The organism is Streptomyces sp. MK37H, from assembly GCF_018035285.1.
GTDB classification, from domain to species: Bacteria; Actinomycetota; Actinomycetes; order Streptomycetales; family Streptomycetaceae; genus Streptomyces; species Streptomyces endocoffeicus.
Genome location: NZ_JAAAYH010000265.1, coordinates 1 through 12,870 on the forward strand (window position 1 = coordinate 1; position 12,870 = coordinate 12,870).

A 12,870-nucleotide genomic window follows, 5' to 3' on the forward strand; every position below is an offset into this window, starting at 1 on the left:
TCGCAGTTCAGGATGTTGGCCTTGTGGCCGGAGCTGTTCATCCAGCCCTCCATGACGCTCTTGGGCGAGTCATAGCCGTAGGCCACGTTCTCGCCGTAGGCGCTCCAGGAGTAGCCCGCGCGCTCGATCCGGTCGCCCGGGGAGGATCCGTCGGAGCCGGTGTGCGACATGTTGCTGTGCGCCGCCATGTCCTCGCTGTGGTCCTGGGCGGCCTTGGTCAGCTTCTCGTTCACGGTCAGCGGCTCACAACCGGCCTTGCTGCGCTCGCTGTTGACGAGATCCACCACTTCCTGCTGGTCGCTGGTGGCCGCGGAGGTGGCGGAGGGGGAGCCGGCGGGTGCGGCGGACTGCGACGCCATCGCGGCCGAGGGAACGCCCACGGCGGCCACGGCGAGCGTGGCGATGGCTATCTTGCGGCGGTGCGTCGTGCTGCTGCGGTGCTTGCTCATGCGGGACCTCACACTCGGTTGAGGCCCGTCATTCTTGGAGCCGTCCGCCACACGGGCAACACACGTGTTCGTACGACACGAGTTCGTAGCGAGGGCGGAACTTGCGCTCAGCGGCGAGTCATGCTGAGCGGGTTCCGGGGAAGGCCACGGTGGCCCGACGCGCCATCAGGAATCGCGGCAACCAGGCGAGTGGGCGGCGGACCCGAAGTGCCGGGGCCGGGGCGATGGGGAATCCGCCATATCCGACAGGGCAGACAAAAACCACTATGCCGCCTAGTCGATATGCACCGCTACGCCCCCTTTACTCCGGCGCTCGGTGTGAGAGATGTCATGACATGGCGGTGGGCGGTCACCGGCGGTAGATGGTGATCGAGTGGCCGACCTCGTCGATCGGCCGGCTGCCGTCGATCAGCGCCGCCAGCCGTCCGGTGGCCTGGGCGATCGAGGAGTCCGAGACCACCAGCAGCCCGCGCACCTCGTCCGGGGCGGCCCGGCGCGGGTCGGAGGCGTGGATGCCGTAGGCGGAAGGCACACCGCTGCCCTTGTAGACGAGCCAGATCCGCTCGCCCCGGTAGCGCTCCCGGAGGCGGTCGGCCAGCCGCCCCAGGTCCTGCCCCCAGTCCACGTTCGAGTCGTGCAGCCGCAGATGGGTTCGGGACGGGCCGCCGAACGCCTCGTTGGAGTACGGCAGGTAATACGGATACGTCCGCAGTGAGCTGACCGCGGCGAACAGCACCAGCGCCAGCGTGGCCCCGTACACCCATCGCCGCCGTACGGCCATCAGCCCGGCCGCCGCCACCGCCAGGGACATCGGCAGGAAGATGGCGTACCGGACACCGAGGTTGCGGGCTCCGTCCAGGGCGGCGAGCAGCAGCACGGCCGCGGGGACGAGCACATACGGCGTGGCGGGCCGCAGCCGGGGCACCGCCGGCATCGTGACCGCCCCGGCCGACCAGAGCGCGAGCATGCCCAGCGGCGTCTTCACCAGCAGCGCGACGGGCAGGTAGTACCACAGCGACCCGACATACCGGCGGCCGAGCAGAAAGCCACGCCAGGTGTCCTGCTCGAAGCCGAACTGGATGCGCATCCCGTCGCGGTACGCCTCCGGGAGCGGCAGCCAGTGGACGGCGAGCCCGCGCAAGCCCTGGACGGCGGGCACAGGCCCGGTCGGCGTCCAGCGCAGCCGGGGGTCGACCAGGAGGTAGGTGGCCCACACCACGGCCACCGCGATCAGCGCCATGGCCACCGCCGCCGCCACGCCGATGCCGAGCGACCGTACCTGGTCGCGCGGTGTGCGGTGGTGCGTACGGCGGGCGTACCAGACCGAGAGCACGGCCAGGAGCAGCAGCACCGGGACCGCGGCCAGCATGCTCATCTTCGTGGCGAGGGCGGCGCCGAGCGCCACCCCCGCGAGTGGAAGGTGCCATCGCGGTCGCCGCCGCGCCCGCCACAGCAGCCAGACCGACGTCAGCAGGAAACCGGCCGCCGGTACGTCGAGCGTGGCGAGCGAGCCGTGCGCGATGATGTCCGGCGAGAAGGCGTACAGGGCGAGCGCCACCGCTCCGCCCACCGGGCCGGTCAGTTCGCGGGCGAACGCGAACACCACCAGCCCGAACAGCAGCGTCAGCGCGATCATCGGCAGCCGTGCGCACAGCATCAGCCGCCAGGGGTCGTTGCCCGCCTCGTACAGCACATGCCGCCCGAGCGCCGTCTGGTCACCGGTGAAACCGGCGTCGAGGTGCGGCCGGGCGAACGCCACCCCCGTCGCGATGATGAGCTTGCCCAGCGGTGGATGCTCGGGGTTGAAGCGCACCCGGTGATGGTGCAGGGAGTCCACCGCCGCGCCGACATACACGGGCTCGTCGATGGTCGGCGTCTGCTCCACCGCCGTGGTGACCATCGCGACGGCCATCTGGACGAGGAGCGCCACGGCGGCAGCCACCACCAGCCACCGCCGATGCCGCGCCGGCGCCACCGACCACCGGCCCTTCGGCCCACCGACGGTCCTGGTCACGCTGTCGATCACACCGGCCCACCGCATAGCGACAGACGCTAACGCCCTCGTGCCCCCGCATCCGGCATCCGCCCGAAACTTGCGCCAAGTCCGCAAACGGGGTCGGAGGTTGCGGTGGGCATCGCCTAACCGGCCGCGGGCCAGCCGTGTTCGAGGAGGTCGAAGGCGGCCTCGATGGCCTGCCGGGCGTCGGCCCGGCCCCGGGCGAAGCTGACGGTTTCCAGCCCGAAGTGGGCGAGCGCCGCACAGCCGGGGTCGCCCTCGGGGGCGCCGGTGGCCTCGGCGATGGCGGCCGCGAGAGCGGCTTCGTGGCGCATCCACATGCGGCGGCCGTACTCCCGCAGCGCCGGGGTGCTCTCCGTCAGCTCGACGAACCGCGCCATCTCGGGGTCGCCCGCGCCGTCCGAGTGCATCCTCAGCGTGTGCTCGCGCAGAGCCCTGGGGATGGACATCCCCTCGGGCCGGTCGCGCACGACGGCTATGAGGGCGGCTTCCCGGTCGGAGTCCAGGTCGAAGAGCAGGGCCTCCTTACTGGGGAAGTGCTTGAAGACCGTGGTCGTGGAGACGTCGGCGGCCTCCGCGATGTCCCGCACGCTCACCTGGTCGAAGCCGCGGTCGAGAAACAGCCTCAGGGCCGCGTCCGCCAGCGCCTGGCGGGTGGCGGCCTTCTTGCGCTCACGGCGCCCCATCGTCTCGCTCACGGGGACCACCCTACCCGTATGTGGACCGAATAGAAAAGTTGAGTCGTTGCACTTTTTTAGTCGGTGTGCTCTTCTGTTCGGGGCGGGGCCCCGCCCCTTCGGCTCCCGTCTTTCGGAACCCCGCGCCGAGCGCGTTGAGAAGGAAGTGATCAGCCATGTCCGTATCCGATGCACCGCCGTCCGGCAGTCCCGCCCCGCCGGACACCACCCCGAAAAGCGTCCGTCTGGCCCTGCTCGGTGTGCTGCTCGCGATGCTGCTGTCGATGCTCGACTCCACGATCGTCGGCACCGCGATGCCGACGATCGTCGGCGATCTCGGAGGCCTGGAGCACATTTCCTGGGTGGTGACCGCCTACACCCTGGCCACCGCCGCCTCCACCCCCGTCTGGGGCAAGTTCGGCGATCTGTACGGCCGCAAGCACATGTATCTGATCGCCGTCGTCGTCTTCGTGCTCGGGTCGGCGCTGTCCGGCGCGGCCCACACGATGACCCAGCTGATCGTCTTCCGGGCGCTGCAGGGCCTGGGCGCGGGCGGGATCGGCGCCGGTGCCTTCGCCCTCATCGCCTCGTTGGCGCCGCCCCGGGAGCGCGGCCGCTACCAGGGCATGACCGCCTCCATCATGGCCATCGGCACCATCGGCGGCCCGCTGCTCGGCGGCTTCGTCACCGGCCATCTCGGCTGGCGCTGGGCCTTCTTCATCAATCTGCCGCTCGGCGTCCTCACCCTGGTCTGGTGTCAGCTGATGCTGCGGCTGCCCGCCACCCGGGCCAAGGCCCGTATCGACTGGCCGGGCATCACCGTGATGACGACGACCGTGTGCGCCCTCACCCTGGGCGCCACCTGGGCCGGCTCCACCTACGCGTGGACCTCATGGCAGATCCTCGGCCTGTTCGCCCTGGCCGCGGTGGGCGTGGCGGCCTTCGTGGCCCGGCAGCGGCGCGCGGCCGAACCGCTCATGCCGTTGCGCATCTTCACCGGACACCGCAACTTCTCCCTGGCGTCCTCGCTGATCCTGGTGGGCGGGGTGGTGATGTTCGGCTGCTCGCTGTACCTGCCGCTGTATCAGCAGACCGTCCAGGGCGTCTCCGCCTCCCGCTCCGGTCTGCTGCTGCTCCCCCTGATGATCCCCGTGGTGATCATGTCTCAGGTCGGCGGCAAGGTCATGTCCGCCACCGGCCGGTACAAGATCTTCCCCATCGTGGGCACCGTCTGCATGGCCGTCGGACTGTTCCTGCTGGCCACCATGGACACCACGACCTCCCGCGCGGCCACCGGGTGCTTCATGGCACTGGTGGGCACGGGCATGGGCTGCCAGATGCAGATGGTCACCACGATCGCGCAGAACAGTGTGGAGATGCGCGACATGGGGGCCGCCTCCGCGTCGGTCACCCTCTTCCGCACCATCGGTGGCTCGCTGGGCGTGGCGGTCTTCGGCTCGCTCTTCACCGGCGCCGTGCGGGGCCACGCGCCCGCCGGGGCGGAGACGGGCGAGGCCCGGCCCGATCCGGCGGCGCTGGCCCGGCTGCCGGAGTCCGTCAGGGACGGCTATCTCCACGCGGTGGCCACCGGCACCCAGCGGATCTTCCTGACCGCGGCCGTCGTCTGCACCGTGGCCTTCATCGCCGCCCTGTGCGTGCAGGAGGTCCCGCTGCGGGGCAGGCCGGGCCCGGCGGCCCAGCCGCAGAAGGCCGAGGAGGCCGAGGAGGCCGCCACCCCGGCCGCCCCGTAGCGCCGATGGCCGCGACCCCGGCCGCCCCGTAGCGCCGATGGGCCCCGCCTTGTTAGAGCGTCTGACGCCGCACCAGCTCGTGCAGCTTGCCGCCCGCGATGGCCATCAGTTCGGCCGGGGCGCCCTGCTCCACGATCCGGCCGTCCTCCATGACCAGTACGCGGTCGGCGTCCATGACGGTCGACAGCCGGTGGGCGATCACCAGCCGGCTGGCGTTGAGCCGGCGGGTGCTGTCGATGACGATGCGCTGGGTCTCGTTGTCCAGCGCGCTGGTGGCCTCGTCGAAGAAGAGGATGCGCGGACGGCGGATGAGGGCCTGGGCGATCATCAGCCGCTGCCGCTGGCCGCCGGAGATGGCGCCGCTGCCGGAGATCATGGTCTGGAGCCCCATGGGCATCTGCCGGATGTCCTCGGCCAGACCCGCCAGTTCGGCGGCCTCCATGGCCTCCTCGGGGGTGTACGGCTCGGCGCCGCGGATGCAGTCGAGGATCGTGCCGCCCAGGGGCTGGGCGTTCTGGAGGACCACCCCGCACTGGCGGCGTACCGCCGCCTGGTCGAGGGCGGCGAGGTCCTGGCCGTCGTAGAGCACACTGCCGGACACCGGCCGTTCGAAGCCGATGAGCAACCGCAGCAGGGTCGACTTGCCGCAGCCGCTCGGGCCGACGACGGCCACGAACTCGCCCGGCCGGATCTCCAGCGAGACATCGTCGAGCACCAGCGGCCCGTCGTCGCCGTAGCGGAAGGTGAGGTTTCGGGCCCGGAGGTCGCCGGAGAGCTGCCCCGGCTGGGCGCTGCCGCCACGCACCTCGGGCGGCTCGTCCAGGATCGGCTTGACCTGCTCGAACATGGGCAGGACGGCGACCACCGAGACCAGGGAGTTGGTGAGCTGCGTGAGGGAGGTGAGCAGCATGGTCACCGAGGTGTTGAAGGTCAGGAAGGCGCCCGCCGACATGCTCCCCCGCGCCGGACCGGCCAGCAGCATGAACACGGCGAGGGAGACCAGCGGAAGGTAGACGGAGTCCAGCACCTGGGTGAGGTTCTTGATGCGCCCGGTGCGCTGGTGCAGATCGCGGGAGTGGGCGAAGCCACGGGCCCAGGCCGCGTAGGCGAAGTTCTCGGCCGCGGCGACCCGCAGCTTCGGCAGGCCGCGCAGGGTCTGGAACGCCTGGTTGTTGAGCTTGTTCTCGCTCTCCACCAGCCGTCGCTGCCAGCGCACCTGCCACAGCCCCATGCCGAGGAAGACTCCGGAGACCACCAGCAGTACGGCGATCACCGCGAGCGCCAGGGAGGCGCTGTAGTACAGCAGCAGGGCGAGGTTCATCACGCCCACGGTGCCGGCCTGGAGGACCGTCGGGGCGATCCCGGACATCACCCGGCGCATGGTGCTGATGCCCAGTGCCGCGCTGGCCAGCTCTCCGGTGGAGCGCTGGGCGAAGAAGGTGGTGGGCAGCCGCAGCAGCCGGTCCCACACCGCGGGCTGGAGGGTGGACTCCAGCCGCCCCTCGAGGCGCAGCAGGGTCAGGTTCTGCAGCAGCATGAAGGCGGCCGCCACGACGCCGGCGACGATCAGAGCCAGGGAGATCTGGACGATGGGGCTCTTCTCGGCGCGGGGCACGAAGCCGCCCAGCACCTGGCCGGTGGCGAGCGGCACCAGCGCGCCGAGCGCCACCGTCACCAGCCCGCCGATCAGGAGGTTGCGGACGTCCCCGGCGGCGCCGCGCACGCTGAAGCGCATCAGCCGCCACACCGTCATCGGCCGGTCGGGCAGCGGACGGTAGAACATCACGCCCCGCGGCTCGAACTCCTCCGCGTTGCCGCCGCCCACGCGGATCCGCAGGCCGGAGGCGGGGTTGACCGCCTCGTACCGGCCGCGCCGCCACAGCAGCGCCACCGGGGCCCCGGACTTGGCGCGGTAGCCCACCAGCGGCCCGGCGTCCTCCCGCCACCACTGGCCCTCCAGCCGGACGGCGCGGGTGCGGATCCGGGCGTGGGCGGCGATGCGCTCCACCGGGTCCGTACGGTCGTCGGTGGCGCGGCCCCGCTGCGGGTCGGGCAGGGTGATCCCGGCGGCCTCCGCCACGGCGCGGCACACCGCGTGCACGGCGTCGTCGGTGCTCTCCTCCGACGGCCGCCCGTCCCGCCGGGGCCCTCCGATGGAGGCGATCAGCGCCTGGTCGGCGCGGGTGCGCACGGCCTCGCCGGCCCGGATACCGGCCGCCGTACGGTCGGCGTGGGCCCGCTCCATGGTCTCGATCCAGCGGTCCACCGCGGTGCCGAGGCGGTACTGCTGGTTGACCATCCGCTGCCACAGCGCACCGTCGATCAGCAGGTCACCGGCGGCCTGGGCGCTGTACTCGGCGCCGTAGCGCACACTGCCGGGCGGCACCGGAAGCCAGAGCAGGTCCTCGTCGGCCGCCTCCGCCTCGGGCGCGGCCCCGCCGTCCAGCGGGGCCTGGAAGAGGACGCCGAGGCTGCGGCTCACCCCGAGCGCCACGGCGTGCTCCAGCGGGTTGGGCGGGGTGTCCTGGAATCCGCCGCCGTACGTGGCGTACGGATCGCCGGACTGGCCCGTGCCGTACGCGTCGTAGACCTCCGGGCGGTACAGCTCGCGCAGCGGGATGCGGCGCACCAGGCAGTCCTGTGAGGGCCTCCCCAGCAGGGTGTGGCGCGGCCCCTCGACCGGGCCGGGGAGCGCCGCGCCCGTCTCCAGGCGGCCGAGGAAGTGCCACTGCCCCTCCTCGGCGGCGTCCACCGCGAACAGGTCCAGGGCGCCGGCGACGACGAGCCAGAGCACCTGCGGGCCCTCCAGCGGGAGGCTGCGCAGCCCGGCGCAGTCGACGGGCGTGCCGAGGGCGCCCAGCGCCTGGACCACCGCGTCGCCGCCGTCCGCGGCCACCGCCGCGGCCGGGTGAACGGACGCCATGTCAGTGCTCCTTCATCAGCTCGGCGTACGGGCCTCCGGCGGCGGCGAGGTCCTCGTGCCGGCCGCGCTCGACTACCGTGCCGCGGTTCAGGACGAGGATCTCGTCGCTGTCCCGCACGGTGCTGAGCCGGTGGGCGATCACCACACACGCACAGCCGCGGCGGCGCAGGTTGTCCATGACGAGCTGCTCGGTCCGCGCGTCCAGGGCGCTGGTGACCTCGTCCAGCACCAGCACGCTGGGGCGGCGCACCAGGGCGCGGGCGATCTCCAGCCGCTGCCGCTGGCCGCCGGAGAAGTTGCGGCCGTCCTGCTCCACCCGGCAGTGGATCCCCTCCGGCCGCCGTGCGATCACATCGTCGTAGAGCACGGCGTCCCGCAGGGCCTCCACCACCGCCTCGTCCGGGATCGACGGGTCCCACAGCGCCACGTTGTCCCGCACCGTCCCCTCGAACAGGAAGATCTCCTGGTCGACGAAGGAGACCGAGGCGGCCAGGGCACCTCGGGGGATGTCCTCCAGGCGCTGTCCGTCGATGCGGATGACCCCCTCCCAGGGGGCGTAGAGGCCGGAGACGAGCCGGGAGACGGTGGACTTGCCGCTGCCGGAGGCGCCGACCAGCGCCACCTGACGGCCGGGGCCGACGAACAGCGAGAAGTCGCGCAGCAGCGGCTCGTCCAGCGGGTTGTAGCCGAAGGTGATGTTCTCCAGGGTCACCTGCCCGGTCAGTCGGCGGGTGTCCTCGCGCGGCTCGTCGCGGGTGTAGAGGGAGTCCACCGGGAAGTTCTCCACGTCCTTGAGCCGGGCCACGTCGGCGGAGAAGTCCTGGATGCGCCCGGCCACTCCGTTGAGCCGGGTGATGGGCGCGGTGAAGCGGGTCACCAGCGCCTGGAAGGCCACCAGCAGGCCGATGGAGATATGACCCTCGACGGCCCGCAGCCCGCCGATCCAGAGGATGAGGGCGCTGTTGAGCGTGGCCAGAGTGGGGGCGACCACGGCCAGTACGGAGCTCGGCACGCCGAGGCGCTGCTGCTCCTCCAGGGTGATGGCGTGCTGACCGGCCCAGCGGCGGAAGTAGCCCGCCTCGCCGCCGGTGGCCTTCACCGTCTCGATGAGCTGGAGACCGGTGTACGAGGTGGTGGTCAGCCGCGCGGTGTCGGCCCGCAGCTTCTGGGTCCTGGTGGCCCGCAGCCGCACCACCACCCGTATCGCCACCACGTTGAGCAGCGCCAACCCGACGCCGACGCCGGTGAGTTGGGGGTCGTAGGTCCACAGCAGCACGGCGTAGAGCACCACGACGACCCCGTCGACGGCAGCGGCGGCCAGATCGCGGGCGAGCGTCTCGGCGACGGTGTCGTTGGAGCGCAGCCGCTGGACCAGGTCGGCCGGGCTGCGCTGGGCGAAGAAGGTGACGGGCAGCCGCAGCAGATGGCGCAGGAACCGCGCGCTGCTGAGGGTGGAGGAGATGATGCGCCCGCGCAGCAGGTTCGCCTGCTGGACACCGGTCAGCACCGCGGTGAGGACCACCGCCACGGCCATGGACGCGAACAGCGGCTGAAGCGTCGAGTCCTGGCCGGCGATCAGGAAGGTGTCGATGAAGGTGCGGCTCAGCGCCGGGACCGCGGCCCCCACCGCCACCAGCAGCAGGCTGGCCAGCAGCGACGCGAGCAGGGTTCCGGTGGTGCCGCGCAGGCGCGGGGGCAGGGCACCCAGCACCCCGGGGCGGCGCCCGCCCCGGCGGAAGGACTCCTCGGGTTCGAAGACCAGGACCACACCGGTGAAGCTGGTGTCGAACTCCTCGATGGGGACGAAGCGGCGCCCCTTGTCGGGGTCGTTGATGTGGACGCCGCGCTTGCCGAACCGCCGCCCCATGCCGTCGTAGACGACATAGTGGTTGAACTCCCAGAACAGGATGGCCGGGGCCTGGACCTCCACGAGGGCCTCGGGCTCCATCTGCATGCCCTTGGCGCGCAGGCCGTAGCTCCGGGCGGCCTTGAGCAGATTGCTGGCGCGCGAGCCGTCCCGGGAGACACCGCAGGCGATCCGTAGCTCCTCCAGCGGCACATGGCGCCCGTAGTGTCCGAGCACCATGGCGAGCGACGCCGCACCGCACTCCAGGGCCTCCATCTGGAGCACGGTGGGGGTGCGTACGGTACGGCGCCCGGGCTTCCTCGGCCCGGCTCCGCCACGCGGGGCGCGGCGCCGTCCGCGGGCCGGCTGTGGGCGGCGCGCCCCGCTGCTTCCGGCGGGTGCGGGCCGGGGCGGTCCGGCCTCGTTCGTCGCGGTCACGGGAGCAGCCAATCGATGGGGTGCTGGGCGTCCAGGTGGACGGTGCCGTCGGTCAGGGTCATGGAGCCGAGGGCGAACGGCGGGCCTTCGGGGGACGACCAGCTGTAGCCGGAGCGGGTGCCGCGCTCGCGGTCGAGGCGTACCTGGACGGCGACCGGCGGGCCGTGCTTGGAGAACTCCTCGCCGAGTTGCTCACTGCCGAGGTAGGAGCCGATCTGCTGACTGGACTGGGCGGTCCGGCCGACGGCCCGCACCTCGCCGCGGAGCACACCGTAGGTCTGCGTCGGCGCGGACTGCACACTGAGGTCGACCGAGGCGCCCACCCGCACCGAGGCCGCCCGGTCCGCCGGGACGTACAGGGTCGCGACGAGGGGGTCGCCGGAGTGGCGGACCCGCTCCACGGAGGCCACGTTCGCGCCGGTGTTCAGCACGGAGCCGATCGAGGCGGAGAGGGTGGTGAGCCGGCCGGCGGCGATGGTGCGCACGACGGTGGTGCCACGGGTGGTGCGAACCTTCAGCAGCGGCGCGCCCGCCGGAAGGGTGCTGCCCTCCTGCGCGAGGACGGAGGTCACCTGGCCCGCGATCGGGCTCTGCAGCACATAGCTGCCCTGGCCGTGGGTGAGGATGCCGGTGGCGTCGAGGGTGTTGGACACGGTGCCCGTGACGGCCCATACGGCGGCCCCGGCCATGACCACCACCGTGACCGCCAGCGCCAGCCACCCCTGGGGACGGGCGTAGCGCACCGGCAGGTCGATGTCCTCTGCCGACTGCGCCTTGGAGAGGGCCTGCTGGCGGAACTGCACGAGAGTCTTTCCTCAACCGCGAAGGGAGTGATCGATAAGGGCGGGCGCCGTGGACCGCCGAGTGCCCCGGACCAGGCAGGCCCGGGGCACAGGGAAGGCGGTGTGTCAGACTCAGAGGCTGCCGACGACCCCACCGACGATGCCGGTGGTGTTCAGGCCGGTGAGACCGTCAACCGTGCCGGTAGCGGTGCCGAGGGCGCCGGTCACCGGGCCGGTGACGGTGTCCACGGTGCCGAGGACGTCGCCCACCGGGTTGCCGATCCCGCCGGCCACGTTGTCCAGTTCGGCGTCGGAGATCTCCTGGGTGGCGACCTTGGGCGCGTTGTTCATTCTTGCGTCTCCCTTGGGTGACTGTCTCATTGAGCTTGCAACAGCGCATGGGTGCCGAGGGGAATCGGCTCCCACGGCATGGCCACGGGGTTCCGGCGGGAACCGGGGATCCGTGGATGCCTTAGCGCGGAAAGGGATGTAATCACGGGGCTCGCCACGCTGCGAATCAGCCAGGTCCGGAACCGGGCATTCCGCCACTTTCCGATCACATGACGGGCACAAGTGCGCACCTCATCGGCGCCGTTCCCTCACAGAAAGGTCACCGACCTCACCCGGCGGCGCGCCCCTTGTGCGACGTGACGCGCGTCATGTCGGGCCTGGCCGCCACGGCTGGGGCCGGGGTGGCGCACGGGCCGGGGCGCACACCTTGGATGTGTGTAACAGGTGTGCCGATCACTTGAAGACCGGGCGAACGAAGCGACATGCGGCGCTGCGCGGCACGGGAATGCGACATGTGCGACTTCAAGCCACCCGGCCCTCCTCCGGCACCGCCTCGCCGTCCGGCACCGCCTCGCCGTCCGGCACCGGTCCGGGTGCGGTGCCGTCGCCGAACGGACGCCCGCCCAGTTCCTCGCGGTGATGCGGCGTCAGCCACCCGGAGAGGTCGGGGCCGAGCGGAACGATGCGGCGGGGGTTGATGTTGGTGTGCACCTGGTAGTAGTGGCGCTTGATGTGGTCGAAGTCGACGGTGTCCCCGAAACCCGGCGTCTGGAAGAGATCACGGACATACCCCCACAGCACCGGGTCCTCGCTGAGCTTGTTGCGGTTGCACTTGAAGTGGCCGTGGTACACGGCGTCGAACCGGACCAGCGTGGTGAACAGCCGGATGTCGGCCTCGGTGATGGTGTCGCCGACCAGATAGCGCCGCGTGGCCAGCCGCTCGGACAGCTCGTCGAGGCGGGCGAAGAGACGCCGGTACGCGTCGTCGTAGCTGTGCTGGTGCTCGGCGAAGCCCGCCCGGTACACACCGTTGTTCACATCGCGGTAGATGCCCTCCGCCACGTCGTCGATCTCGTCGCGGTGCTCCTCGGGGTACAGATCCGGGGCGCCCTCGCGATGGAGGGCGGTCCACTCGGTGGCGAGATCCAGGGTGATCCGGTGGTAGTCGTTGGTGACCAGTTGGCCACTGGGAACGTCCACCACCGCGGGCACGCTCACCCCGCCCGGATATCCCGTCTCGCGGGCGTCGTACGCCTCGCTGAGGAACCCGATGCGCAAGACCGGGTCCCGGTCCCCCGGGTCCAGGGTGAAGCGCCAGCTGCGCTCGTCCTGGATGGGGTCGGTGATGGCCAGCGACAGGGCCGGCTCCAGGCCGAGCAGCCGCCGTGAGACCAGCGCGCGGCTCGCCCAGGGGCAGGCCCGGCTGACCACCAGCCGATAGCGACCGGCCTCCACCGGCCAGCCGTCCCGGCCGTCGGCGGTGATCCGGTCGGCGAAGTGCGGCGCGGAGCGGCGGAACTCCTCGCGCTCGCGGGGTGTCTCCTGGTCAGCGGTGTTCAACGGGACCACCTACCACCTTCCGAAGCGGGAACCGTCGTGGACGGTCCGGGTCACGGGTCGGCTGCCGGGGCTCTGGGTTGCCACGGATGACATCTACCCGGTTCCACATCTCGGGAAGGGGTATTCCTCACGGAAC

Annotated in this window: 9 protein-coding genes; 1 reads left to right on the forward strand and 8 read right to left on the reverse strand. The window is 71.6% G+C overall.

Annotated features, from left to right (window positions below; all coding sequences use genetic code 11):
* From GWI24_RS29630 to GWI24_RS29640, 3 genes are all read right to left on the reverse strand, one after another.
* Positions 1–449 (reverse strand): CAP domain-containing protein (locus GWI24_RS29630; protein WP_210948957.1); only part of this gene is annotated, 449 nt, incomplete at its 3' end.
* A gap of 349 nt (positions 450–798) precedes the next feature.
* Positions 799–2,490, reverse strand: a complete 1,692-nt coding sequence (locus GWI24_RS29635) for a phospholipid carrier-dependent glycosyltransferase (protein ID WP_210948958.1) — start codon at positions 2,488–2,490, stop codon at positions 799–801.
* Between the two features lie 98 nt (positions 2,491–2,588).
* Positions 2,589–3,152: a TetR/AcrR family transcriptional regulator gene (locus GWI24_RS29640; protein WP_210948964.1), complete on the reverse strand. Its 564-nt coding sequence runs from the start codon at positions 3,150–3,152 to the stop codon at positions 2,589–2,591.
* 167 nt (positions 3,153–3,319) lie between these two features.
* Here GWI24_RS29640 and GWI24_RS29645 point away from each other — a divergent pair, with 167 nt between their 5' ends.
* Positions 3,320–4,894 (forward strand): MDR family MFS transporter, encoded by a 1,575-nt coding sequence (locus GWI24_RS29645; protein ID WP_210948959.1) that lies wholly within the window; start codon positions 3,320–3,322, stop codon positions 4,892–4,894.
* Between the two features lie 52 nt (positions 4,895–4,946).
* On the opposite strand, the gene GWI24_RS29650 is transcribed toward GWI24_RS29645, so the two are convergent.
* The 5 genes from GWI24_RS29650 to GWI24_RS29670 all read right to left on the reverse strand — a co-directional run bounded on the left by GWI24_RS29650 (position 4,947) and on the right by GWI24_RS29670 (position 12,734).
* Positions 4,947–7,817 (reverse strand): NHLP bacteriocin export ABC transporter permease/ATPase subunit, encoded by a 2,871-nt coding sequence (locus tag GWI24_RS29650; protein ID WP_210948960.1) that lies wholly within the window; start codon positions 7,815–7,817, stop codon positions 4,947–4,949.
* A 1-nt stretch (position 7,818) separates the two neighbouring features.
* Positions 7,819–10,101 carry an NHLP family bacteriocin export ABC transporter peptidase/permease/ATPase subunit gene (locus GWI24_RS29655; protein ID WP_374103354.1) on the reverse strand — a complete coding sequence of 761 codons (2,283 nt, stop codon included), beginning with the start codon at positions 10,099–10,101 and terminating at the stop codon, positions 7,819–7,821.
* Entirely contained in the window at positions 10,098–10,904 is an 807-nt protein-coding gene (locus tag GWI24_RS29660; RefSeq protein WP_210948961.1) for an HlyD family efflux transporter periplasmic adaptor subunit, read from the reverse strand. Before GWI24_RS29660 ends, GWI24_RS29655 begins: the two co-directional genes overlap by 4 nt.
* Positions 10,905–11,015: 111 nt before the next feature.
* Positions 11,016–11,234, reverse strand: a complete 219-nt coding sequence (locus GWI24_RS29665) for a type A2 lantipeptide (RefSeq protein WP_210948962.1) — start codon at positions 11,232–11,234, stop codon at positions 11,016–11,018.
* A gap of 462 nt (positions 11,235–11,696) precedes the next feature.
* Complete coding sequence (locus GWI24_RS29670; RefSeq protein WP_210948963.1) at positions 11,697–12,734, reverse strand: glutathione S-transferase family protein; 1,038 nt, start codon at positions 12,732–12,734, stop codon at positions 11,697–11,699.
* Positions 12,735–12,870 lie beyond the last annotated feature (136 nt).